This is a genomic window from Vogesella perlucida, assembly GCF_979366545.1.
Genome location: NZ_CEETRO010000004.1, coordinates 201,114 through 225,568, shown reverse-complemented (window position 1 = coordinate 225,568; position 24,455 = coordinate 201,114). Strand labels below are relative to the sequence as shown.

The window sequence follows — 24,455 nt, the reverse complement described above, 5'->3', positions numbered from 1 at the left end:
ATGCCAGTATGGCTTGCAGATAGTGCACTCCACACAGCGGCAGCCACGGATGGCGGGCGCTGACGAAACTACTGTGAACAGCGCCTGAATTTTAGTAAAATCTTTTTTTAATCTGAAACTTGAAGCAACACATGAAAATCGAACTGACAGCCGTCGAGCGTACTTACCTGAAGGGCCTGGCCCATTCACTGAACCCGGTGGTAATGATTGGCAACAACGGCCTGACCGAATCCGTGGTACGTGAAATAGCCATCAGCCTTGACGCTCACGAACTGATCAAGGTTCGCGTTCTGGGCGATGACCGCAGCGCGCGTGTCGCCATGTACGACCAGATCTGTGACGAACTGGGCGCCGCCCAGGTGCAACACATCGGCAAACTGCTGGTGCTGTACCGCCCATCCGACAAGGCACTGATCGACCTGCCAAAAAGCAAGAAAGCGCTGAAAGCCCGCCCGTAAGCGCCGCAGCTGGCAATACATGATAAAAGCGGTGGCTTGCCACCGCTTTTTCTTTGCCTGTCAGTTATCGCTGCGCAGCAGGTACACCAGGCCCATCAGGCTTTGTACCAGATAGATCAGGCTGGAAATGGCATGCCAGGTGGCAAAGCCGCCCCCAAACAAGCCCTCTGCTGCGTGATTCATCTGCATTTTCAAGGCAGCAATGATAGGGGTAACAGCAAAATGGTTGATCACGATGCAGGCCAGCATGCCCAGCAGCAGCCAGAACGGTGCCTGCTTCAAGCCGCGCGCGCCTTGGCGCATCACGTAATCCGCCATCAGGAACACACTGCACACCAGCCCTACCCAGGCGATGGAGGCAAACAGCCTGCCTGCCACCATGCCTGCTGTCACGTTATCCAGTGCCGAAAACAGCACCGGCGTCACAATAATGCCGATAACCCACAAGCCGCCAATCCAGAAAGTACGGGCGATGGCGCGTAAACCGTTCATGCTTCCCCCTGATCATTGCTGCTCAAGGTTGGCCGCAGCCCATGCTGCAGCCTGCCTCAGGCTTAGATATACAGTACGTCCAGGATTTCGTATTCGCGAATGCCGCCTGGTGCCACCACCTCGGCCACGTCACCGGCTTCCTTGCCGATCATGGCACGGGCGATAGGCGAGTTGATCGACACTTTGCCTTCCTTGATGTCGGCTTCGTCGTCGCCCACGATCTGGTAGGTCACTTCGTCATCGCTCTCCATATCCAGCAGCTTGACGGTGGCAGCAAACACCACACGACCATCCGCGTTCAGCTCGTTGGGGTCGATGACCTGCGCATTGGAAATCTTGGCTTCCAGCTCGGCAATGCGGCCTTCCACGAAAGCCTGACGCTCTTTGGCAGCTTCGTACTCGGCGTTTTCCGACAGGTCACCCTGGGCGCGAGCCTCGGCAATGGCCTCGATCACCGACGGACGCTCCACACTCTTGAGGCGCTGCAGTTCGGCCTTGAGCATTTCCGCTCCACGTACGGTCAACGGGACTTTGATCATGTGTCTATTCTCCGGGGGCCTCTGGCGGCCCCATGATAAAAGCGCAAGCCGCCGTACAAGACGGCGGCTTTGCGGGACGATTGTGTCAGACGGGATTGTAACGGGATTTCACGTGCGGTTCAAAGGTTGGCCGCACGTGAAGCCCATCAGCCCTTCAGGTCGGCGTGCAGCTGCTGCACGCTGTACACGTCAAACGCATCCACGTGCGACAGGCCGGCACACACCGCCTTGGCACCGGCCAGGGTGGTGTATTGCGGTACACGCATCTGCAGCGCGCTGCGGCGGATGGTGTGACTGTCCTGGATAGCCTGGCGTTTTTCGTCCACGGTGTTGATCACCACGTCGATTTCGCCGTTCTTGATCAGGTCCACGATGTGCGGTCGGCCTTCGTTCACCTTGTGCACGATCTGCACGATGATGCCGGCAGCTTGCAGTGCCTTGGCGGTGCCACGGGTAGCACACACGCCAAAACCCAGCTGCTGCAGCTCGCGGGCTACTTCCACGCCACCCTCTTTGTCGCCTTCGCGCAGCGACATGAATACCTTGCCGGTACGCGGCAGCTTGTCGCCGGCCGCCAGCTGGGCTTTCACGTAGGCTTCGGCAAAGGTGCGGCCAACGCCCATCACTTCACCGGTGGACTTCATCTCCGGCCCCAGGATGGTATCCACACCAGGGAACTTGATGAACGGGAACACAGCTTCTTTCACGGCGTAGTACGGCGGTACCACTTCGTGGGTGAAGCCCTGCTCCTTCAGGCTGATACCGGCCATGGCACGGGCAGCGATCATCGCCAGCGAAGCACCGCTAACCTTGGACACAAACGGCACGGTACGCGAGGCACGTGGGTTCACTTCCAGTACATAGATGGTGCTGCCCTGGATGGCGAACTGCACGTTCATCAGGCCTACCACGTTCAGCGCACGCGCCATGGCGATGGTCTGGCGGCGGATTTCGTCCTGCAGCTCGGCCGACAGGCTGTACGGTGGCAGCGAGCAGGCGGAGTCACCGGAGTGCACACCGGCTTGTTCGATGTGCTGCATGATGCCGCCGATCACCACGTCGGTACCGTCGGAGATGCAGTCCACGTCCACTTCGATGGCGTCGTTCAGGAAGCGGTCCAGCAGCACCGGGCTGTCGTTGGACACTTTCACCGCTTCGCGCATATAGCGTTCCAGGTCTGCCGGCTCGTGCACGATTTCCATCGCGCGGCCGCCCAGTACATAGGACGGGCGCACCACCAGCGGGTAGCCGATTTCTTCAGCCAGACGCATGGCGTCTACCGGGTTGCGCGCGGTACGGTTTGGCGGCTGTTTCAGACCCAGGTCTTGCAGCAGGTGCTGGAAGCGCTCGCGGTCTTCGGCAGCGTCGATCATGTCCGGGCTGGTGCCGATGATAGGCACGCCGTTGGCTTCCAGCGCGCGCGCCAGTTTCAGCGGGGTCTGGCCGCCGTACTGCACGATCACACCGAACGGTTTTTCGATGCGGCAGATTTCCAGCACGTCTTCCAGCGTCAGCGGCTCGAAGTACAGGCGGTCGGAGGTGTCGTAGTCGGTGGACACGGTTTCCGGGTTGCAGTTGACCATGATGGTCTCGAAACCGGACTCGCGCAGGCTCAGCGCGGCGTGTACGCAGCAGTAGTCAAACTCGATACCCTGGCCAATACGGTTCGGGCCGCCACCCAGTACCATCACCTTCTTGCGGTCGGTCGGCTGGGATTCGCACTCTTCCTCGTAGGTGGAGTACATGTAAGCGGTGTTGGTAGCGAACTCGGCCGCGCAGGTATCCACGCGCTTGTACACCGGGTGCAGCTTCAGTGCCCAGCGGTGGGCACGCACGGCGGCCTGGTCGGTGCCCAGCAGCTCGCCCAGACGGCGGTCAGAGAAGCCTTTACGCTTCAGGCGGCGCAGCTCGTCGTAGCTCAGGCTGTCAACCTTGCGGCCAGCCAGGGCTTTTTCTTCGCCCATCAGGTCTTCGATCTGCGCCAGGAACCATGGGTCGATCTTGCTGATGGCAAAGATTTCGTCGCGGCTCAGGCCGATACGGAAGGCGTCGGCTACCGACAGGATGCGGTCCGGACCAGGGGAACCCAGCTCGTGGCGGATCGCGGCTTCGTCGGTGGTACGCGGGTCGAAGCCGGACAGGCCGGTTTCCAGGCCGCGCAGGGCTTTCTGCATGGATTCCTGCAGCGTGCGGCCCATGGCCATCACTTCGCCTACCGATTTCATCTGGGTGGTCAGACGGTCGTCAGCCTGCGGGAATTTCTCGAAGGCGAAACGCGGGATCTTAGTGACTACGTAGTCGATGGACGGTTCGAACGAAGCCGGGGTCGCGCCGCCGGTGATGTCGTTCTTCAGCTCGTCCAGGGTAAAGCCCACGGCCAGCTTGGCGGCGATCTTGGCAATCGGGAAGCCGGTGGCTTTGGATGCCAGTGCGGACGAACGCGATACACGCGGGTTCATCTCGATCACGATCATGTCGCCGGTGTCCGGGTTCACGGCAAACTGCACGTTGGAACCGCCGGTATCCACACCGATTTCACGCAGTACCGCCAGGCTGGCGTTACGCATGATCTGGTATTCCTTGTCGGTCAGCGTCTGCGCTGGCGCCACGGTGATGGAGTCGCCGGTATGCACGCCCATCGGGTCGAAGTTTTCGATGGAGCAGATGATGATGCAGTTGTCGTTGCGGTCACGCACCACCTCCATTTCGTACTCTTTCCAGCCCAGTACCGACTGCTCGATCAGCAGCTCGTGGGTGGGGGAGGCTTCGAAGCCGCGCTCGCAGATGGCCAGGAACTCTTCCTTGTTGTACGCAATACCGCCGCCGGAGCCGCCCATGGTGAAGGACGGGCGAATCAGCGTTGGGTAGCCTACCTTGGCCTGGGCTTCCAGCGACTCTTCCATGGTGTGGCACACGAAAGACAGCGGGCAGGACAGGCCGATCTTGGCCATGGCTTCCTTGAAGCGGCCACGGTCTTCTGCTTTGTCGATGGCGTCTTCGGTGGCACCGATCAGCTCGACTTTGTATTTTTCCAGCACGCCATTACGTGCCAGGTCCAGTGCACAGTTCAGTGCGGTCTGGCCGCCCATGGTCGGCAGGATGGCGTCCGGGCGTTCTTTATCGATGATCTTTTCGACCACTTGCCAGGTAATCGGCTCGATATAGGTTACGTCAGCCATGTCCGGGTCGGTCATGATGGTGGCCGGGTTGGAGTTCACCAGAATGACTTTGTAACCTTCTTCACGCAGCGCCTTGCACGCCTGGGCGCCGGAGTAGTCAAACTCGCAGGCCTGGCCGATGACGATCGGGCCAGCGCCAATAATGAGAATGCTCTTGATATCAGTACGTTTAGGCATGGTTATCGCTCAATTCAATTCAATTATTCAATTCACAGACTGGCTGCGGCCAACTTGGCACCAAAGCCAATGAACATCGCCCCTACCGAGCCACCCATGGCTGCCGACAAGCGGCGGCGGCGGCGGAAGGCGGCGGCCAGGTGGTTGCCCGCCAGAATCACAACGGTCAGGTACAGCAGGCTGAAACACTGCACGATGGCGCCCAGCACGGCAAAGGTCAGCGCCGGGTAGGCGTAGGCCGGGTCGACAAACTGCACGAAGAACGACACGAAAAACAGAATCGCTTTCGGGTTCATCAGGCTGATCAGCATGGCCTTGCGGAAAGGGCTGCTGGCGTCTACCTGCTGTGCAGCCCCTTGCGGTGCAGTGCCATGGCGGGCGTTACGCCAGCCCTGCCAGGCACCTTTCAGCATGTTCAGGCCGATCCAGGCCAGGTAACCGCCACCCAGGTATTTCACGATGGCAAACAGCGCCGGGTTGGTCTGCAGCAAGCCGGCCGCGCCGGTGGCGGCCAGTGTCATCAGGATCAGGTCGCCGGTGAACACGCCACCGGCGCCGGCAAAACCGGCCCGCACGCCGCGCTGGGCAGCCACGGACAAGACATACATCGAGTTGGGGCCCGGCAGCAAAATGATGAAAATGGTGCCGAGGATGTAGGTCGTGAGGTCGGTTATACCAAACATGATGGGCTCCTGATCAGGCGCGCTCGGCCATGGCCGCGATGAAACGGTCAAACAGATAGGCTACGTCTTCCGGGCCCGGGCTCGCTTCAGGGTGGCCCTGGAAGGAGAATGCCGGGCGGTCGGTCAGCGCAATGCCCTGTACGGTGTGGTCAAACAGCGAGCGATGAGTCACGCGCACATTGGCCGGCAGGCTGGATTCGTCTACCTGGAAACCGTGGTTCTGGCTGGTGATCATCACGCGGCCGCTGTCCAGGTCTTGCACCGGGTGGTTGGCACCGTGGTGGCCGAACTTCATCTTGGACGTTTTGGCACCGGTAGCCAGGCCCAGCAGCTGGTGGCCCAGGCAAATGCCGAATACCGGCAGCTTGGTGTCCAGAATCTCGCGGATGGCGGTGATGGCGTAGTCGCATGGCTCCGGGTCGCCCGGGCCGTTGGACAGGAACACACCGTTCGGGTTGAGCGCCAGCACATCTTTGGCAGGCGTCTGGGCCGGTACCACGGTGAGCTTGCAGCCACGTTCGGCCAGCATGCGCAGGATGTTGTGCTTCACGCCGAAATCGTAGGCCACCACGTGGTACGGGGTGTCAGTCTGCTCGGTGTAGCCCTGGCCCAGGCGCCATTCGCGCACGTTCCACTGGTAGGCTTCCTTGCTGCTGACGACCTTGGCCAGATCCTGGCCGGCCATGCTGCCAAAGCCGCGGGCCAGTTCTACCGCACGGGCTTCGTCGATCTCACCGGCCATGATGCAGCCTGCTTGTGCACCTTTTTCGCGCAGGATGCGGGTGAGTTTACGGGTGTCGATGTCGGCGATGGCGACGACGTTGTTCTTAACCAGATAATCGGACAGCGAGTCTTCCGCGCGGAAGTTGCTGTGCAACAGCGGCAGATCACGAATGATCAGGCCGGATGCAAAAACGGCGCCGGACTCGGTATCTTCCGAGTTGGCGCCGACGTTTCCAATATGGGGATAGGTCAGAGTGACGATTTGCCGGGTATACGATGGATCGGTAAGGATCTCCTGATAACCGGTCATGGCGGTATTGAATACCACCTCTCCTACGGTGTGGCCGCTGGCTCCGATGGCTACGCCTTTGAAAAGCGTGCCGTCAGCCAAGGCTAGAATCGCGGGTACGGTTGTCACTGGCTGGCTCCTGAAATAATGGTGTTTTGAATCACTTATATAACAAACGGGACACCACGCCGCAGCGCTTGTCCCGTTCGGTTAAACTTTTCGATTATACCGCGACTTTGCGTTTTTTCAATGATATGGCCGGTATTTTTTTGCGTAACTCAATAAAAACAAGCACTTGAAATAACGCACCACCAGCTTGACGCCAACGTCAATCGAGCCGCCAGGCGACACTATTTGGCCCATCCGGCTTGCCCAGCATCAATAAAACCGGTTTAAGCGCTTCGTATTGCGCCGGCTCGCTGCTGGCCGTGCCGGCAAACTGCAAGCCATTGGCGTCATAACGCCCCTGCCCCTGGATTTGCAGCGGCCCTTGCACGGTACGCATGACCAGCTGCACCTGCTCGCCCTGACCTTGTACATCCAGCGCGTAGCTGCCAAACGGCTGGATGCGCGACAGCGGCGAGCTGGCCGCTACCCAGGCCAGCGCAGCCTGGCCTTCTACACGCCCAGCCTGCCACGCCATCTGCCCCAGCTGTAACTGTAGCTGGCCGCCCAGCCGCGCGCTGTGCCATTTCGATGAAAAGCCTGTCAGTGCCGCCACCGGCAGCTGTAGCTGCAGGTTGTGCAGCGCGACGCCAGCGGCTTTCAGCTGCAGGCTGCCGGTCTGGCCGTCGGCGTCGATATCCCACTGCATGGCCAGGCTGCGCAGTGCGGCAGGCTGCCAGCGCCAGGCCAGCGTGCTCATGGGCAAGACCTCGCCCTGGCGGCCGGCGTACATCAGCTGGCCGCTACCCTGCCACAGCGTACCCTTGGCCGATGCCAGCCGCCAGCGCCCGTCCGTGGCCGCGGCCAACCTGGCGTCCAGCAAGCTGGCTGGCAGATGCGCCACGGCAGACAGCAAGCCCACCGCCACCAGCCCTACCCATAAGGCGCGCTTCATGCCTCACCCCCTGCGTGCACCAGCACGGCGTCCAGCTTTACCCGCCCTGGCGTGGTGGCGTCGGCCTGCAAGCGAAGCACCCGTACTTGCTGGCCGGCCAGCTGGCCACTGGCGCGCACCCAGTCGTCAAATGCCACCTCGCCCTGCACCCGCACACCAAACTCGCCCTCGGCCTGCAGCTGCAAACCGGCCAGGCCTGCGTCACGCAGCAGCGGTGCCAGCATGGCTTGTAGCTCGGCAGCGGGCAGCGGTGCGACCTCGGCCTGCGGTTTCAGGCCCTGCGCCTCGCTAGCCAGCGTGGCCACCAGGCGCGCCTCGGCCTGCAGGCTGGCCACGCTATTGGCCAGCCGGGCAGACTGCTGGTGCGCCGGCACCCACAGCGCCAGATAGAACAAGGCGCCCCCCAGTACCAGAGCCATCAGCCCCAGCAGCCGCTGCTCGCGGGCAGAAAGCTGTTGCCAGCGCTGCATGGCCTGCGTTGTCAGCTTGTTCATGCCGGCTCCCTCGTCAGTACCCATTCACGCTGCCCTTGTTCATTCTGGCTGCTAGATAGCAGCCATTGCCGTGCGGCCAACTGCGCCTGCCAGGCTTGCGCCTGTTCGGTGGTCAGCGCCGGTGCCTGGAACGCCAGGCGGCCACTGTCGTAGCGCAGCGACACCAGCTTGAGTTGGCCGCGGTTGACCTCGGCCAGCTGCGCCATGGCGGTCACCATATCGTCGCGTGCGGGCAGGCCGCGGCTGACACGCAAACGGTCTACCGCCCGCAGCATGGGCAGGGCGCTGCTGCCGGCCACGGCTTGCGGCGCCCACGGCTGTACTTGCTGGCGGATCTGCTGCTGCAGGCTTTTCTTCTGCCAGGCGTACCAGCCCCACTGCCCGCAAGCCAGCAGGGTTTGCGCCAGCACCACGGCGGCAACGATAACGCCGGCACGCCGTAGCGTGGGGGCGAGTGCCCGCCACTGGCGGTCTGCGGCCAACTCGCCGTGGGCAAAGTTCACCCCCACGGCACGCCCGTGCTGCCATTGCCAGGCCTCGCCCTGCTGTACCGGCCATTGCTCGGGCAAACCCGCTGGCCGCTCGCCCAACAGCAACACCCCGGCTGGCGGCGCAGTTGCGGCCAACCTGGGCAGTAATACCGCCGCGCTGGCCGCCGGCAAAAAGCTGGCCTCGTCCAACCCGCTACGCAGCAGCCAGCCCTGTGGCTGTGCCGCCAGCACCCACTGCCCGGCGTCCGGCAGCGGCAGCAGGGTTTCTTCTGGCACGATGCGGTCGGCCAGCCGCCCCAACTGGCGCAACATGGCCACGGCGCGGCGTACCGGCGCGGCCTCGCATACCGCCACACTGCGGCGGCCATCGGCCAGCTTGCCGCCTACGGCGTACAGGTTGGCCGCGGGGTCGTTAGCTAGCTGTTCTTCCAGCGCATAGCCGATAACCGCGGGCTTCAGCTCGCGCCCTGGCGGCAGCGCCACGGCGGTAAACAGGGCACTGCCGGCGGGCAATACCAGCTCCAGTTGGTCGGCACGCGGCCAGGTGGACGGGCTGCCATCGCCCTGCTGCAGGCACTGGCCCTGGCTACCCAGCAGCGCCCACGGCAGGCCGGGCTCGCTATCGGGCCAGCCTGGCCGCAGATATAGTCTCAATACACTCATGATTCCCCGTTGGTGGCCGGTGTGACCGGCACCACTCCTTCTTCTCGCCACAAGACCTTGCTGGCTTGTTCGTTACGCAACAGCAAAGCGTCTACCCGCAGCATGCTGCGCGGGTGGCGTATTTCACTTTGCAGCAGAAAATAGTCGCTACGCACACCGTACGCCACCGCCAGCGGCACCAGACCGCCGGTAAGGCGCAGGCCAAAGTCGGCCTTGTCCTTGAAATACGTAGTGGTGCGCTGGTTGATCAGTGCCTGCGCCTGGCCCCGCCCCAAGCCGGGCACCAGCGCCATCATCAGGGGCAGGCTGATGGTGTTTACATTCAAGGCACTACGCTGCGGCAGTAGCGCCAGGTGCGGGGCCAGCCTCGCCAGCACTTGGCTGTCGTAGCCTTTGACCCAGCGCAGCTGTGCCAGCTTTTGCAGGCTGGCGGCCGGTGGTATGGCATAGGGTGGCTGCTGCGCGGCATACCAGGCGGCTTCGGCTCCTTGCGGGCGCTGCTCGTCGTCGGCATCCAGCCAGTCCAGCAGGGTGTCGGCCAGTGCCGGCGGCAGCTGTAGCTGGGCGAGCAGGCGGCGGTACAGCTGTACTTGCGCTTCATCTTCTTTGCCATCCGGCAGCAGCAGGTTGTGTACGTTAAAGCGCCCTTGCGCGTCGTACAGCTGGCCGCTGATACGGGTGCTTTCCGCCTCGGTTTGCGGCAGCGGCTGCGCCCACAGCTCCCCCGGGTAATCCACCGCACCGCTACTGCGCGCGTCGAATGCCAGAATATCTCCGGCCCAGCCCACGCCTGCGTCGGCAATCAGCCTGATGTCGGCACGGGCACGGTCGTTATCTGCCTGGCGCCACCACAGGCTTTGCTGCCACAACACGGTTGAGGCTGCGGTAGCAGCCAAGGCCACAATCAGCAACGCCATGATGATGGCCATGCCTTGCTGTTGTGTTTTCATGGCAGCGCCCACACACGGTGGATGGTTTCATCACCGGGCACCACTACGCGCATTTCCAGTGCACGCGGGTGCGGCGAACCGGCGGCCGCCGCAGGCCATTGCGGGTACCACTGGCCATTGGCGGCCAGCACGCGCCACTGCACGCGGTAGTCACCAGCCAGTAGCGGCAGCGCCTCGCCATCGGGCGGGGTGGTGCCCGGGCCGGCCAGCCAGCCTAGCCCGGCCGCGGCGCGGTATTGCACGTATTCCTGCCCGTCCGGGTAGCGCGACGAGGCCAGCCGTAGCAGCAGCTGCTGGCCCTGCCCTGCTGGCTGCAGCTGCAGGGCGGGCTGTTGTTGCTCGCCGGGGGCTTGCCGCGGCAGGCGCTGCAGGTCGGCTTCTACCCGGCGCAACACACGCGCCAGCTGCACCCAGCGCTCGCCGGTTTGCATGATGTGCTCGCGCGCGTTCAGCAGGTTGCCAAAGGCGCGGTAGCCCATCACAGTAAGAATGGCCAACAGGCTCATGGCGACCAGGATTTCGATCAGCGTCATGCCGAGCTGGCGCCTCATGGCTGCACCTCGGGGCTACGCACAAAGCCGGTGATCTCGGCCAGCACATAGCGCTGGCTGCCAGGCTGCAATACGCGCAGCACCACTTTGCGGAAGTTGCCGTTTGGCGTATCGCTGATTTCACGCTCCCAGCGCAGGCGCCGGCCGTCACTTTCCATTTCGCCTTCCTGCAAGCCCGGGCCTGGCCACTCGCGCCGCGCCTGCATCAGGGCCAGCTGGTTTTGAGCTTCCCAGGTGGCGATCATGCGCTGCTTCATCTGCTCGCTATTGTCTGCCGCTACCCCGCTGGCGCGCAGCAGGGCGGCCAGCGCCACGGCCATGATGGCCAGCGCCACCAGCACCTCGAACAGGGTAAAACCGCCCTGCCGCCTCACGGTGTGGCCTCGACCGTGACGGTACCGACCGGCGAGAGCATCACGCTACGCGCCCCGCTGTCGCTACGCAGGGTCAACACCAGCGCCGGCGGGCGGCCATCCTGCCACAGCCGTACCGGGCCGCTGGCCGGGCGGCCATCTTGCAGCAGGCCATCGCCACGCAGCCCATCCGGCAAGGCATGGTCGGCAAAGAAAGCATCGGCGCTGGGCTGCCAGCCACCCTGGCTATCGGCCACGCGCCAGCGTGCGCCGCCTGCCTGCCAGTCCAGCGCCAGCGCCTCGCCCATTTCGGCGGCGTCCACTGCCTGTTCCAGCACCCGCGCCAGGCGGTAGCTTTCGTCTTCCAGCTGGCGATGCGTATCGGGGCGCAGACTAAAGCTGACGGTGGTGGCCATCACACCAATGATGAGCAGCACCACCATCACCTCGATCAACGTAAAGCCGCCTTGCGGCCAACGTTGGCCGCAGCCTGCGCGCGTCATGCCTGTTTACAGCGCCCAGGAGCCGATATCGGCGTCGTTGCCTTCGCCACCAGGCTCGCCGTCGGCGCCCAGGCTCCAGATATCCACCTCGCCGTGGCTACCTGGCGCAGCGTACTGGTAAGGGTTGCCCCACGGGTCGTTGGGCAGGCGTTCCAGATAACCACCCGGCTTCCAGTTTTTGGGGGCGGGGCCGCTGGCTGGCTTGCTTACCAGCGCCTGCAGGCCTTGCTCGGTAGTGGGGTAGCGCGTGTTATCGAGGCGATAGAGCTTGAGGCCCTGCAGCATGGCGCCGATGTCCTGTTTGGCGGCCACGATGCGCGCCTCGTCCGGGCGGCTCATCACCTTGGGCACCACCAGCGCGGCCAGCACGCCCAGGATGACGATCACCACCATGATCTCGATCAGGGTAAAGCCGCGCTGGGCGGCGTGTTTCATATGTTTCATGCTTGCTCCCTTATGCAATGAATCGCCGGCCGTATCGGCCAGCGTGATATCAGCGAGTGGTCGCAGCCTCATCTGGCAGCAGCGCCAGCAAGTCGGTCACGCCCACATCCACACCGGCCTGGGTCAGCAGCGTGCTGGCCTGGCCGCGATGGTGAGTCTGGTGGTTGAAAAAATGTAGCAGCACGCCACCCAGTGCTTTGACACAGGTGTCGCCACGCATTGAGCGGTAGGCCAGGTCTTGCGCCAGCACGCCTTCGTCCAGCGTGGTGGCCCACTGCTCGATAGCGGTATCCAGCTGGTGGCGCAAGGCGGCGAGCTCGGCAAGGTTGGCCGCAGGCCGGGCGTCCAGCGCTGCCGGTTGCGGCCAAAACAGTACAGGCTGCAATACCTCGGCACCGTATGGCAAGGTGGCAAAACGTCGCAGCCAGACGGTGTCGCCCACGACGATATGGCTGAGCGTGCCGAACAGCGAACCGAAAAAGGCGCTACGTTCAGCGTGCAATGCGTCGTCCGGCAGGCTGGCGGCAGCCTGGTACAGCTTGTCGTTCATCCAGCGGTTGTAGGCGGCCAACTGGCGGGCGGCGGCAGGGGTCATCATGGCGTGGCTCCGGCTTGCGCGCGCAGTTCGTCCAGCTGGCGGCGGCACGCGGCCAACTGCGCTTGCCGGCTGGCGTAACGCTGCCAGCGCCACAGCCGTAACGACAGCTGCACCGGCAGACACAAGACCAGTGCCAGCAAAGCCAGCCACAACAAGGGTTCGGCCACGCTGTGACGCTGCCCGTATAACCACGCCAGCGCAGCCAGCTGAAACAACAAAGGCCAGACCAATGCGGACAGCGTTAGCGTGGCCGGCGGCGATACCGCCTCGGCCAGCAGCCGTTGTTCCTCTGCCAGCAAGCGGCCCGTGCGTTCGGCATCTATCGGGTTCATGCGTCACCTCACCATCTGGTTCATGTCGATAATCGGCATCATGATGGCCATCACGATCAGCAACACCAGCCCGCCCATCACCAGAATCAGTAGCGGCTCCATCAGCGTGGTGAAGGTGGCCAGCTTGCGTTCTACTTCTTGCTGCTGCTGTAGCGCGGCGCGGTCCAGCATGTCGGCCAGGCGGCCGCTGGCTTCGCCACTGCCGATCAGGTGGATCAGCACTGGCGGGAACTGCCGCGTGCTACCCAGCGCACGCGATAGCGCCATGCCCTCGCGCACCTTGCTGGCGGTGTCGGCAATGGCGTCCTGCATGGGGATAAGGCTGACGATACCGCGCGCGGTGTCCAGCGCGGTCAGCAGCGGCACACCGGAACCCACCAGAATCGACAGCGTACTGGCCATGCGTGCGGTATTGAGCGCCTGCAGCAGGCGGCCGACCACCGGCAGGCGCAACAGTTGGCTATGCCAGGCGCGGCGTAGCGCCGGCACCTGCAGCATGCGCCAGAGGGCCGCGGTGGCGGCGACGACCAGCAGTAACAGCACCACGCCCCAGTCGCGCAGAAAGTGGCTGCTGGCCACCAGCATGCGCGTCAGCAGCGGCAGCGTTTGCTTGCTCTGGGCAAACACACTCACCACCTGCGGCACCACATAGGCCATCAGGCCACCGACGACCAGCAGCGCCACCACAGTGACCACCGCCGGGTAGGCCATGGCCAGCGCTACTTTCTGCTGTGTGTGCTGGCGCTGGTCCAGATAATGCGCCAGCTTGGCCATGACCTGACCCAGGTGGCCGGACTGCTCGCCGCCCTGCACCAGCGAGCGGTACAGGCTATTGAATACGGCGGGTGCGCCGGCCAGTGCCTGCGCCAGCGATTTGCCTTCCAGGATATCGCTACGGATTTGCGCCAGCACGGCACGAGTACGCGGGTGCTCGCTCTGCTCGGCAATGGCGGCCAGGGCGCGCTCCAGCGGCAGGCCGGCGTCCAGTAGCGTCGCCAGCTGCTGGGTGAACATCACCAGCTCGGCACGCGGCAGGCCACGCGCCAGTACCGAGCTCCCCTGGCGCGGCGCGGCCACGCTGTCGATTTCCAGCGGCAGCAGGCCGCGCTCGCGAAGCTGGGCACGGGCGGCACGGACGGAATCGGCTTCCAGCAGGCCGCCGTGTTCCTTGCCGGCGGTATCGAGGGCGGTGTACTTGAATGCGGCCAACTCAGCTCCTCGTCACGCGCAGGATTTCTTCCAGGCTGGTCTCGCCGCCACGCACCCAGCGCAAGCCGTCGTCGCGCAGGCTGCGCATGCCGCAGGCAGTGGCGTGGGCGCGCAGCTGGGCTTCGCTGGCGCGGTCGTGAATCAGCTTTTGCAGCGTGTCGTCCACCTGCAGCAGCTCGTACACGCCGTAACGGCCACGATAGCCGCTGTTGCTGCAGGCCGGGCAGCCCGCTGGGCGGTAGTGCAGTACGCCGGGCTCGCCGTCCAGTGGCAGCGCGTGCGGCTGCTTGCACTGTGGGCACAGGCGGCGCACCAGGCGCTGCGCCATCACACCCAGCAGGCTGGAGGCCAGCAGGAAGGGCTCCACGCCCATGTCGGTGAGGCGGGTAATGGCGCTGGCGGCGTCGTTGGTGTGCAGCGTGGCCAGCACCAGGTGGCCGGTGAGCGAGGCCTGCACCGCGATCTGCGCGGTTTCCAGGTCGCGGATTTCGCCGATCATCACCACGTCCGGGTCCTGGCGCAGGATGGCGCGCAGCGCCTTGGCAAAACTCATGTCGATCTTGGTATTCACCTGTGTCTGGCCTACGCCGTCCAGGTGGTATTCCACCGGGTCTTCCACCGTCATGATATTGGTGTGGCGCGCGTCCAGCCGCGATAGCGCGGCGTAGAGCGTGGTGGTTTTGCCGGAGCCGGTGGGGCCGGTGACCAGCAAAATGCCGTGCGGCTGGCGAATCAGGCCATCTACCTGCCCCAGCGTGTCGGCGGCCATGCCCAGCGTGGCCAGGTCCAGCCGCGCCGCTTCTTTGTCCAGCAGGCGCAGCACCACGCGCTCGCCGTGGCTGGTGGGCAGCGTGGACACCCGCACGTCTACCGGGCGGCCGCCCAGGCGCAGCGAGATGCGGCCATCTTGTGGCAGACGCTTTTCGGCAATGTCCATGCTGGCCATGATCTTCAGGCGCGACACCATGGCGGCGTGCAAGGCGCGGTGCGGGGTGACCACGTCGCGCAGCGTGCCATCCAGGCGGAAGCGCACCAGGCTGCGGTCTTCGAAGGCTTCGATGTGGATGTCCGAGGCGCCATCGCGCAGCGCCTGCGTCAGCAGCGCGTTGATCATGCGGATAATGGGCGCATCGCCTTCGGACTCCAGCAGGTCTTCCACCTCGGGCAGCGAGTCCACCATGGCGTTCAGGTCCAGGCTGTCGCCGATGTCGTCCACCACACCCGCGGCGCCATCGCTGCGGTTGGCGTACAAGCTGGACAGGCGGCGGTCCAGCTCGTCTGCGGCCAACGTTTCCACCTGATCGGGGGCTGCGTGCAGGCGCAGCACTTCGCTGATGGCGCTGGCGGGGGTCTGGCTATCGACCAGCAGCACACGGCCATCGGGGCCGTCTTCCAGCACGATGCGCTGGCTACGGGCAAAGGCAAAACCCAGTACCGGGTGACGGGCCACGCTCATGGTTTGGCCACGCCCTGGCTAGCGGGCTGCGGTAGTTGGCCGCTTTGCTGCAGCTGCTGCAGCAGGCCGCCGGCCGGCGACGACTGATAGGCGTCGGCTGCGTTCAGCGGCAGCTTGCCGTCCTGGCGCTGGCGGTCGCCGATTACGTAGTCGTAGCGGTCGCTGGCCAGGCCGCGCGCGCTACCGTCATCACGCAGAATGGTGGGTTTGAGGAACACCATCAGGTTGGTTTTCTTGCGCTGCTTTTGCTGGTACTTGAACAGCCAGCCCAGCACCGGCACATCGCCCAGCAGCGGTACTTTGTTTTCGCCGTCGCTGACCGACTCCTGGATCAGGCCACCAATGGCCACGATGCTGCCATCGTCCACCGTGACGGTGGTTTCGATGGCACGTTTGTTGGTGGTGAGGCCGGCGGGGTTATTGCGGCTGGTTTCTTCTACCGACGACACTTCCTGCAGGATTTTCATCTTCACCAGGCCGCCTTCGGAAATCTGTGGCGTCAGCTTCAGCGTCAGGCCCACGTCCTTGCGCTCGTAGGTCTGGAACGGCGACGACACGCTGCTGCCGCCGTTGCTGTTACCGGTATTGCTGTAGCTGCCGGTGAGAAACGGTACGTTCTGGCCAATGACGATCTTGGCTTCTTCGTTATCCATGGTCATCAGATTGGGCGTGGACAGCACATTGCCTTCGGCTTCTTTTTCCAGCGCACGGGCCAGCAGACCCAGGTTCAGCACCTGGCCGATACCCGGAATATTGACGGTACCCTTGCTGATGCCCACCGTCAGGCCACTGCTACCGGCCAGCGCGCTGATACCCGCGGTACCGCCGGTGGCCACGTTGAGGATGCCTGGGTTGCCGGTGGCGGGGAAATTGGTGCCACCGATCACACTGGTACCGCCATTGCCCAGGCCGGAGAGCGACTGCCACTGCATGCCGACTTCTTGTGCCCGCTCGGCAGACACCTCAACCACCAGCGCCTCGACAAACACCTGCGCGCGGCGGCGGTCCAGCATGTCGATCACGTTGCGCAGGTTCTGGTACATGGCGTCAGGCACGTTCATGATCAGCGCGTTGTTGGCCACATCGGCCTGGATAGTGCTACCCAGCGCGCCACTATTACTATCAGTAGCCTTGGCGGTGCCCGACGCGCTGGCAGCCTGGCTGCTAGCCGGCGCGCTGGTAGTGGCGGCAGGCGCATCGGCGGACAGCAGGCTGCGCAGCGTTTGCGCTACCCGCGTGGCCTCGGCATTGCGCAGGTACACCACGCGCACATTGGCACCGGCCTGGCTGGGCTGGTCCAGCAGGGTGAGCAGGTTTTTCACCTTGGCCAGGCGGCCACTGCTGTCGGCACGCACCAGCAGTACATTGCTGCGCGCATCCGGCACGATGGTGACACGGCCACCATCGGCAGCGTTGGCCGCACCGGTGCTACCTTCCTGCAACAGCTTGTTCAGCTGGCTGGCCATCTCGATCGCCGAGGCGTACTTCACCGGCAGCACCATGCTGTCGGCGGCGCTGGCACTTTCTATGCTGTCGATGATGGCTTCGATACGGCGGATATTGTCGGCGTAGTCGGTGACCACCACCGCATTGGCCTGCGGCATGGCGGCCACGGTGTTATTGGGGGAAATAATGGGGCGGATCACCGGCACCAGCTGGTTGGCGCTGCCATGGCGCAAGATAAATACCTTGGTGATCAGGCGGTCGCCGTCGCCACGGCGCGCATTGCCCACCCGTGCGTGCAGCTTGGCGTCGGCCTCCGGCACAATCTTGATCACGCCGTCGCCCTCTACCGCACTAAAGCCCTGCATGCGCAGGCTGGACAACAGTATCTGGTAGGACAGCTCGCGTGGTACCGGGCGCGCCGACACGATATTGACCGTGCCTTTCACGCGGGGGTCCAGCACGAAATTCTTGCCGGAAATCTCGCCAATGGCCTTCACCACGGTGTCGATATCCACATTGACGAAGTTCAGCATTACCGGCTCGTCGGGCGCGGCAAAAGCGTGGCAAGCAAACACCAGTGCCAGGGCACCGGCCAAACGGGCTATCTGCATGATTGTATCGATCTGCTTTTCTATTGTTCAGATACCGTGGCGTCTTGCACCACACCTGCTAATGCGCCAGCGTATCGCCAACGCAAAACTTCGATAAACACACTACCACCTGCCGCTCAGTCCTTCTGGACTGGTGCCTCCCTTGGATGCAGGCTTTCCACCACCGCCGGCGCAGTCGGCACCGGTGCGGGCATGGCCGGCTGTACCGCAGGCGCGCTAAACAGCTGCAGCTGCACTGCTGCCTGGCTCGGGGGCGCATCCGGCACCGCCTGGCGGCTTAGCGCCACACTCAGCTCCCTACCATCTGGCTGGCGCAACACCACTCCGCTGCCATTGACCCTTAACAGCAGCCAGCCCCCCGGGGTTTTGTCCCCAGCACGCACGGCAATTTTCTGGCCGTTCTCCAGCAAGATGGCGAAGTCCAGGCGCGAGCCCTGCCCCCCTCCCAATACACCCAGCACGCTAACCGGCGGGGCCACCTGGCTGGCCACCGCATCTTGCATCACACCAAACCACGACTGCTGCGCTACCGCCCCGGCCGCCGCCACGTGCTGCGGCTGTGCCAGCACCCGCAGGGTAGGTGCGCCAGGCAACATGGTCAGTACGGTCGCAACCAACCACCAGCTGGCAAACAGGGCAGCCAAGCAGGGCAATAGTGCAGGCAGGCGGGCCGCCTGGCGCAAGACACGTTGTGGCATGAACATAAACGGAACGTACCGGAAACGACCAAAAGTGGAAGAGTAATGAAGGCAGCATGGATGGGCAAGCATCCTACACCAGCCGCATTGCCGGCATATGAAAAGCCCCCAGTCATTTGAAAGGGAGTTCAAGGCTCATCGTGCTACGTAGCCAGTCAAGTCCGTGCCGATACAGCCCGACATCAGCAATGCGACAAAACCGATACCAAGCGCAACACCAATGGTAATTCCATTGGTATTTTTTTATTTGAATAGTCATCATGCCTTGGCATGCTTACCTAGCAAACCATTGATTTTCATGAACTATTCAAAATGACTTCAATAGTAATTGTACGAATTAAACCATTCCAAATGTAATGCTATTGTACGCCACAATGCCAAATTGCATGAAATGCATTTCTCAAAGGGAGCAATAATGAGCACTTTCAATAAAAAGACACTCGCAGCAGCCGTCGGGGTTGCCTTGCTGGTAAGCGCTTGTGGTGGCGGAGGCGGCGCTGCGGGTAGCGCTAGCAGCAGCACCAGTACTTCTAGCCTGACCGTTGCCCCCTCGCTGGGCCAGATTGCTGCAGGCACCAAGGTATTCCTGAAGGATCACAAGGGATTGACCGTGACATCCGGCACCATCGGTAGCGATGGCATGGTGACCCTGACCTATGACCCTGCCAAACTGGGTGCGGAAGTGTTCGTTGTTCAAGTGGGCGATGGCACCACCTTCAAGTACTTTAACGAAGCCACCGGGCAGGAAGAAGACTACACCGGCACGCTATCCAGCACGGCCATGGTGAGTTCGTCCAATCAAACCGTCGGCGTCTCCGCGCTGACCGAAATGGCCTACCAGGCGGTAGCCACTGACCTGCCGACACTGGCATCCACCGAGCTGAAAACCCGCATCACAACCGAACAGAAACAGGTAGCCAAGCTCTTCTTGGGCAGCGAAGACTTTGACATTACCCGTGCACCGGCCATTCTGGGCAAGAACACGACCGGCCTGGGTACCGGCGATGCGGCCACTTATGCCGCCACACTGGCCGCCTTTGCCAAAGCCGCCAAGGACGCAGGCCAATCGCTGGATAAAGTCATCAAAAACACGGCAGACGACTATAAAGACGATCAGACAATCAGCGCTGGCAATAGCGATGGCAAAGTAGCGCCATCCGAAGTGAAAGCCGCCGCTGCCAGCCTGGACAAACTGAGCCCGGCCATTGCACAAGCCATCAGCAACATCATGGTGGCCATCCCTGCCAAAGATGGTTTGAGTACTGAAGACAAGTCCGCCATCAAAGACGCTGCAAACAATACCGTTGTAGAAAACTCTGAAGAAGGCAAGAACGCCGTTGCTTCTGCCAAGCTGCTGCTGAACGACCTGCGTGCCAACCTGGATGGTCTGGAACAGGCGGTCGTCACGTCCGACATGGAAAAGCAGATGAACCTAGCGGTGCTGCCAGAGGGCCAGAGTGCTACTGATCAGCTCAGTGTCACGATCAACATGCTCAGCACTGGCGTGAATATCATTGCAGGCAAACAGCCACTGGAGAGCTATGAAGATAACTACGAAGGCAAAGTCTACTCTCTGCAAGGCATGCAGACAGCTCGGTTCTGGTGCGACTCTGCCAAAGGCTATGACGACAACTACCCAGCTGCTGGACTGAAACCAACAATCCAAACTGCCAAAGATATGAACGGCGTCTGGACCAGCGATAAGGTCGCCACTTGCCAAGCCACCTTTCCAACAGGGCAGTGGTTTAATAATCGTCCAGTCTTTAGCAGGGTATACATCCTGCTGGAGGAAACCACAGCAGGCAGTTATGCATGGCAAAGCTATACCCGACTTAGCTACAGGCCAACAGTTAATGCCGATTGGGTTAGCATCATTCGCTATCCCAAAAACACCGGCACTGGCACCTACAGCTTCCCAGAGAAATATGCCACCAGCGCCACCGCCAAAGGCAACCTGGGCTACATCAATAGCTATCTCCCCTCGCCTAAAATTGACCTAGGCTTCAGCCTGGACCAGGCCGCAGGCAATGCTTCCATGCACGGCAGTATCAGCGCCAACTACCAAGACAAGGTACTGGTACAGCAGTATGTGAATAACAGCTGGCAAGCTGCCGCGTACCAGGATGTAGATCTGAGCTACGACAGCCGTACCGATGGCGAGCTGCCGGGCCGCATCAAGACACTGGCCGGTGCGGGCAAAGCTTTCAGCCTGAGCCTGGACAACGCAGCCATCCAGTTCAAAGCCAATAGCAACCACCCGAGCGACATCAGCAAGTTCACCATGGCTGGCAGCATGCAGGCTGGCGATGTGCAGTGGAAGCTGAAAGAGCTGACCATCGATGAGCCGGTAAACTGGGGCAGCGACGCCAACCCGGATATTCGCCCGCAGCACGCCGTGTTCCACGGCAGCTTCCTGATGAACAACCAGCTGGTATTCGACGGCAAGTTCGAAGCCCGCCAAGACAGAAACGGCATGGACCCGCTAAAAGCGCTGTCTGCCAGCAACTATGCCAAAACCAGCGGTAGCTTCCTTGGCACCGTGATGGCGGCGTCCCGCCCTCTGGAAGTCAATGTAAGCTATCAGCAGACTGCTTACGAAGACTTTACCCTGGCGTTGGGCTACAAGTACACCAATGCGGCTGGCCGTACCGTGCAGCTCACAGGTAACGGTAGCCGGGTCAATAAGGTTGACACCTTCAGCGTGAATTCGGCGGGTGGTACCCAGATCATTTACAAAGCGGTTGCCGAGAAAGGCGTCATCGGTGAAATCCGCAGCAAGGGTGGCCTGCTGATCGGCCGCTTGTACAAAGGCCGCGCCGAGTTTGTCGATGGCACCAGCGTATCGCTAGGCTAAGCCAACACCCGGTCTGCCATACCATGGCAGTGCGTACCCTACCCCTCCCGGATACCGGGAGGGGTTTGTCATGTACGGCAGGCCTGACAAATACACCCCGTGCACTTCTGCAGTCCTGCCTGCAGGACCTGCCCTCGCCATGAGCACTTTCATGAAAAAGCCCTTCTTGTGCTGTGCGCTGCTGCTCGGCACCCACGCTAGCGTGGCCGGACCACTCGCCCTGCATAACCCGGCGCAGGCACCCGCCGATAGCATCCAGTTTGCTAGCCAGCTCTTTGCGGCCAACAATGCTTTGCCGTTAAAAGACCTGCTCAATGATCGCTGGCACCAGCCAGACCTTTCCCATGCCAACAGCACAGCGCTACTCAGCGCACGTAGCAGCATGGCTGTCAGCATGGACTCGTGGCAGCTGCAGCTTTTCTATCGGGCAGATGCCTACGCCAAGGCCAGTAACGATGCCATGATGCTGATTTATCTGGAGAAGCAACACGCCAAGCCGGCTGCTGGCAAAACCTATGACCTGGATTACGATCTGCAAGGCTTTACTGCCCAAGGGGTAAGCCTGGGGCACAGCCTGCAACTGGGAAGTGCCGAAAAAGGGTGGCGGCTGGGTGCCGCCGCCAGCCTGCTCAAGGGCATGCGTCTGAAAGAGGACGAAGTAACAGGCCATGCCAGCCAGACTGGCCCGAATAGCTATACGCTGCAGGCCAGCAGACTGCAACACGACAGCAGGCTTGATGCATCGCACGGGTTTAACTCGTTTATCACAGGGGACAAAACCACAGGCCAGGGTTACAGCCTGGATATCGCCGCCGAGTACGAGTGGAGCCCGCAATGGCTTGCCAGCCTGGTCGTTAACGATGCAATCGGTCGTATTCACTGGAAAGCCATGCCCACCAGTGCCTGGCAGGCAGACAACGTCAACGCACTCTACGACGGCAATGGCAACCGTACGGCCAGTATCAACAAGACTGACAGCAAGTCGCGTTATACCCAGCGACTGGCGCCGAAAAGCGAAGCCAGCCTTTACTACCGGCAGCCGGCCTACCAGTTGGCCGCATCAGTCGCCAACACGCATGGCATGCTGCTACCCGAGCTGTCTGCTAGCCTTCGGCTAACAGACACGTGGCGGCTACACACCCGCTACGAGCAACGCTTTGGCAGTGTCGGCCTGGGGCTGCAACATGACTATGGCGAACTAGCGATACAGACCGACGGGAAGAGCCCGCAAACCAGCCGCGCTTTCGGGCTGAAAGCCAGCCTCACAATACCGTTCTGACCCGCCCATGATAAAAAACGCCCCTGCGCCAAAAGGCACAGGGGCGTTTGCGTACGCTATCCGGTTTAGAACAATGCAGCGTCCAGTGCCAGCACGCTATCGGCACCGCTAACGATGGCCGCGGCCAGGCCACCGGTTTGTGGTAGCAGGTGCTCGGCGTAGAAGCGCGCGGTAATCTGCTTGGCTGCCAGGAAGTCGGCGTCTACGCCTTCGTCGCCTTGCTGTGCTTTGGCAATCAGTGCAGCACGGCCCATCATCCAGCCGCCCAGCGTAATGCCCATCAGCTTCAGGAACGGTACCGAACCGGCAGCGGCCAACGCTGGCTGACTGCCGAAGGTGCCGACGATAAAGTCCACGCAGCGCTCTGCATCCTTGGCAGAGGCTTCCAGGTTGGCCGCAATGGTGTCGAAACCGGCCGCCGATAGCTTGGCCACGGTGCTGCGTACTTCTTCCAGCAGCCAGCGTGCGGTAGCACCGTTTTCGCTGGCGGTCTTGCGGCCGATCAGGTCCAGCGCCTGGATGCCGGTGGTGCCTTCGTAGATGGCCGTAATGCGCGCGTCGCGGCAGTACTGCGCTACGCCGGTTTCTTCGATGTAGCCCATACCACCGTGAATCTGCATGCCCAGGCTGGTGATCTCGTTCGCCTGCTCGGTGTTCCAGCCTTTGACGATAGGAATCAGGAAGTTCACCAGCGCCTGATTACGTGCGGCTTCGCTAGCCACCGGGTGACGGGCGGCGCGGTCGAGCGCGGTGGCGGCGTAGAAGGCCAGCGCGCGCTGGGCCTCGATCTGCGCGCGCATGGTCATCAGCATGCGGCGTACGTCAGGGTGCTGGATGATGGCGACACCGGCCGGGTCCGGGCTGCCTACCGCACGGCTTTGCACACGGTCGCGGGCGTACTCAACGGCCTTCTGGTAGGCACGTTCAGACACCGCCATACCTTCGATACCCACACCCAGGCGGGCGTGGTTCATCATGGTGAACATATAGCCCAAGCCTTTGTTGGCCTCGCCCACCAGGTAGCCGATGGCGCCGCCTTCGTCGCCAAAACTCATCACTGCGGTGGGGCTGCCGTGGATGCCCAGCTTGTGTTCCAGCGACACGCAGCGCACGTCGTTACGCGCCCCCAGGCTGCCGTCGGCATTCACCAGATACTTGGGTACGATAAACAGCGAGATGCCTTTCACACCGGCAGGCGCATCGGGCAGACGGGCCAGCACCAGGTGGACAATATTGTCCGCCATGTCGTGCTCGCCCCAGGTGATGAAGATTTTCTGGCCGCTGATCTTGTAGCTGCCATCGCCTACCGGAATGGCCTTGCTGCGTACCTGAGCCAGGTCGGAGCCGGCTTGCGGCTCGGTCAGGTTCATGGTGCCGGTCCACTCGCCGGTGGACATGCGCGGCAGGTAGACGGCTTTCAGTTCGTCGGAAGCGTGGTGGTTGATGGCTTCGATGGCACCCAGGGTCAGCATCGGTGCCAGCGAAAATGCCAGGTTGGCCGAGCACCACATTTCTTCTGCGGCCAAGGCCACCAGCGCCGGCAGCCCCTGGCCACCGAATTCGGCCGGGGCACGCAGGCCTACCCAACCGGCTTCCACGTACTGCTGCCACGCTTCCTTGAAGCCTTCGGCGGCGGTAACGGTGAAATCCGGCGACCATTTGGCGCCCTTGTCGCCCTGCTTGTTGATGGGGGCCAGCACGCCTTCGGCGAACTTGGCGCCTTCTTCCAGAATGGCGTCAACCAGCTCGACCGAGCAGTCTTCGTAGCCTGGCAGGCTGCACACGGCGGGCAGCTCGGCCAGCTCGTTCAGGGCAAAACGGATTTCCTTGGCGGGTGCCTTGTAGATCATGAAATTACTCCTCGATTAACTCGTCATCGTGCAAAAAAACCGGTCACCGATCCGGCTGATGGCAAGCCCACGC

At 62.4% G+C, this 24,455-nt stretch carries 23 protein-coding genes; 3 read left to right on the top strand and 20 right to left on the bottom strand.

Annotated elements, in window-relative coordinates; genetic code table 11:
- Nucleotides 1-131: 131 nt before the first annotated feature.
- Complete coding sequence (yhbY, locus tag ACZ9XP_RS07725; protein WP_017508225.1) at nt 132-458, top strand: ribosome assembly RNA-binding protein YhbY; 327 nt, start codon at nt 132-134, stop codon at nt 456-458.
- A gap of 60 nt (nt 459-518) precedes the next feature.
- Here the strand turns inward: yhbY and ACZ9XP_RS07720 are convergent, their stop codons facing one another.
- The 19 genes from ACZ9XP_RS07720 to ACZ9XP_RS07630 form a co-directional block, all read right to left on the bottom strand.
- Complete coding sequence (locus ACZ9XP_RS07720; RefSeq protein ID WP_147682585.1) at nt 519-950, bottom strand: DUF4149 domain-containing protein; 432 nt, start codon at nt 948-950, stop codon at nt 519-521.
- A gap of 62 nt (nt 951-1,012) precedes the next feature.
- Nucleotides 1,013-1,489, bottom strand: a complete 477-nt coding sequence (gene greA, locus ACZ9XP_RS07715) for a transcription elongation factor GreA (protein WP_147682584.1) — start codon at nt 1,487-1,489, stop codon at nt 1,013-1,015.
- Between the two features lie 146 nt (nt 1,490-1,635).
- A complete protein-coding gene (carB, locus tag ACZ9XP_RS07710) occupies nt 1,636-4,845 on the bottom strand; it encodes a carbamoyl-phosphate synthase large subunit (RefSeq protein WP_147682583.1) in 3,210 nt (1,069 codons plus the stop codon).
- Nucleotides 4,846-4,877: 32 nt separating this feature from the next.
- Entirely contained in the window at nt 4,878-5,528 is a 651-nt protein-coding gene (gene leuE / locus ACZ9XP_RS07705; RefSeq protein WP_147682582.1) for a leucine efflux protein LeuE, read from the bottom strand.
- 13 nt (nt 5,529-5,541) lie between these two features.
- Complete coding sequence (gene carA, locus ACZ9XP_RS07700; RefSeq protein WP_147682581.1) at nt 5,542-6,669, bottom strand: glutamine-hydrolyzing carbamoyl-phosphate synthase small subunit; 1,128 nt, start codon at nt 6,667-6,669, stop codon at nt 5,542-5,544.
- A 199-nt stretch (nt 6,670-6,868) separates the two neighbouring features.
- On the bottom strand, nt 6,869-7,600 hold the full coding sequence (gspN, locus tag ACZ9XP_RS07695; RefSeq protein ID WP_147682580.1) for a type II secretion system protein N: 732 nt from the start codon (nt 7,598-7,600) through the stop codon (nt 6,869-6,871).
- The gene (gene gspM, locus ACZ9XP_RS07690; protein ID WP_170253517.1) at nt 7,597-8,094 is read right to left on the bottom strand and encodes a type II secretion system protein GspM; all 498 of its coding nucleotides are present in this window, start codon (nt 8,092-8,094) and stop codon (nt 7,597-7,599) included. The genes gspN and gspM overlap by 4 nt, the downstream gene beginning before the upstream one ends.
- Complete coding sequence (gene gspL / locus ACZ9XP_RS07685) at nt 8,091-9,248, bottom strand: type II secretion system protein GspL (RefSeq protein ID WP_147682578.1); 1,158 nt, start codon at nt 9,246-9,248, stop codon at nt 8,091-8,093. The genes gspM and gspL overlap by 4 nt, the downstream gene beginning before the upstream one ends.
- Nucleotides 9,245-10,198, bottom strand: coding sequence for a type II secretion system minor pseudopilin GspK (gspK, locus tag ACZ9XP_RS07680; protein WP_147682577.1), 954 nt, complete (start codon nt 10,196-10,198; stop codon nt 9,245-9,247). The genes gspL and gspK overlap by 4 nt, the downstream gene beginning before the upstream one ends.
- Nucleotides 10,195-10,749, bottom strand: coding sequence for a type II secretion system protein GspJ (locus ACZ9XP_RS07675; RefSeq protein ID WP_147682861.1), 555 nt, complete (start codon nt 10,747-10,749; stop codon nt 10,195-10,197). The genes gspK and ACZ9XP_RS07675 overlap by 4 nt, the downstream gene beginning before the upstream one ends.
- Entirely contained in the window at nt 10,746-11,123 is a 378-nt protein-coding gene (gene gspI / locus ACZ9XP_RS07670; RefSeq protein WP_147682576.1) for a type II secretion system minor pseudopilin GspI, read from the bottom strand. The genes ACZ9XP_RS07675 and gspI overlap by 4 nt, the downstream gene beginning before the upstream one ends.
- The gene (locus ACZ9XP_RS07665) at nt 11,120-11,605 is read right to left on the bottom strand and encodes a prepilin-type N-terminal cleavage/methylation domain-containing protein (protein ID WP_147682575.1); all 486 of its coding nucleotides are present in this window, start codon (nt 11,603-11,605) and stop codon (nt 11,120-11,122) included. The genes gspI and ACZ9XP_RS07665 overlap by 4 nt, the downstream gene beginning before the upstream one ends.
- Nucleotides 11,606-11,611: 6 nt before the next feature.
- Nucleotides 11,612-12,049 (bottom strand): type II secretion system major pseudopilin GspG, encoded by a 438-nt coding sequence (gene gspG, locus ACZ9XP_RS07660; protein WP_147682574.1) that lies wholly within the window; start codon nt 12,047-12,049, stop codon nt 11,612-11,614.
- Nucleotides 12,050-12,098: 49 nt separating this feature from the next.
- Entirely contained in the window at nt 12,099-12,647 is a 549-nt protein-coding gene (locus ACZ9XP_RS07655) for a DinB family protein (RefSeq protein ID WP_170253515.1), read from the bottom strand.
- Nucleotides 12,644-12,979, bottom strand: coding sequence for a hypothetical protein (locus ACZ9XP_RS07650; protein WP_147682573.1), 336 nt, complete (start codon nt 12,977-12,979; stop codon nt 12,644-12,646). The genes ACZ9XP_RS07655 and ACZ9XP_RS07650 overlap by 4 nt, the downstream gene beginning before the upstream one ends.
- A 3-nt stretch (nt 12,980-12,982) precedes the next feature.
- Nucleotides 12,983-14,188 (bottom strand): type II secretion system inner membrane protein GspF, encoded by a 1,206-nt coding sequence (gspF, locus tag ACZ9XP_RS07645; RefSeq protein ID WP_147682572.1) that lies wholly within the window; start codon nt 14,186-14,188, stop codon nt 12,983-12,985.
- 1 nt (nt 14,189) lies between these two features.
- A complete protein-coding gene (gene gspE / locus ACZ9XP_RS07640) occupies nt 14,190-15,644 on the bottom strand; it encodes a type II secretion system ATPase GspE (protein WP_147682571.1) in 1,455 nt (484 codons plus the stop codon).
- Nucleotides 15,641-17,701 carry a type II secretion system secretin GspD gene (gene gspD / locus ACZ9XP_RS07635; protein WP_465188232.1) on the bottom strand — a complete coding sequence of 687 codons (2,061 nt, stop codon included), beginning with the start codon at nt 17,699-17,701 and terminating at the stop codon, nt 15,641-15,643. Before gspD ends, gspE begins: the two co-directional genes overlap by 4 nt.
- 116 nt (nt 17,702-17,817) lie before the next feature.
- Nucleotides 17,818-18,405 carry a hypothetical protein gene (locus tag ACZ9XP_RS07630; RefSeq protein WP_465188231.1) on the bottom strand — a complete coding sequence of 196 codons (588 nt, stop codon included), beginning with the start codon at nt 18,403-18,405 and terminating at the stop codon, nt 17,818-17,820.
- A gap of 409 nt (nt 18,406-18,814) precedes the next feature.
- On the opposite strand from ACZ9XP_RS07630, the gene ACZ9XP_RS07625 reads away from it, so the two are divergent.
- Both ACZ9XP_RS07625 and ACZ9XP_RS07620 read left to right on the top strand, forming a co-directional pair.
- Entirely contained in the window at nt 18,815-21,253 is a 2,439-nt protein-coding gene (locus tag ACZ9XP_RS07625; protein WP_465188230.1) for a hypothetical protein, read from the top strand.
- 151 nt (nt 21,254-21,404) lie between these two features.
- Nucleotides 21,405-22,532, top strand: coding sequence for a DUF5723 family protein (locus ACZ9XP_RS07620; RefSeq protein ID WP_465188229.1), 1,128 nt, complete (start codon nt 21,405-21,407; stop codon nt 22,530-22,532).
- Nucleotides 22,533-22,597: 65 nt separating this feature from the next.
- On the opposite strand, the gene ACZ9XP_RS07615 is transcribed toward ACZ9XP_RS07620, so the two are convergent.
- Nucleotides 22,598-24,382: an acyl-CoA dehydrogenase gene (locus tag ACZ9XP_RS07615; protein ID WP_147682566.1), complete on the bottom strand. Its 1,785-nt coding sequence runs from the start codon at nt 24,380-24,382 to the stop codon at nt 22,598-22,600.
- Nucleotides 24,383-24,455 lie beyond the last annotated feature (73 nt).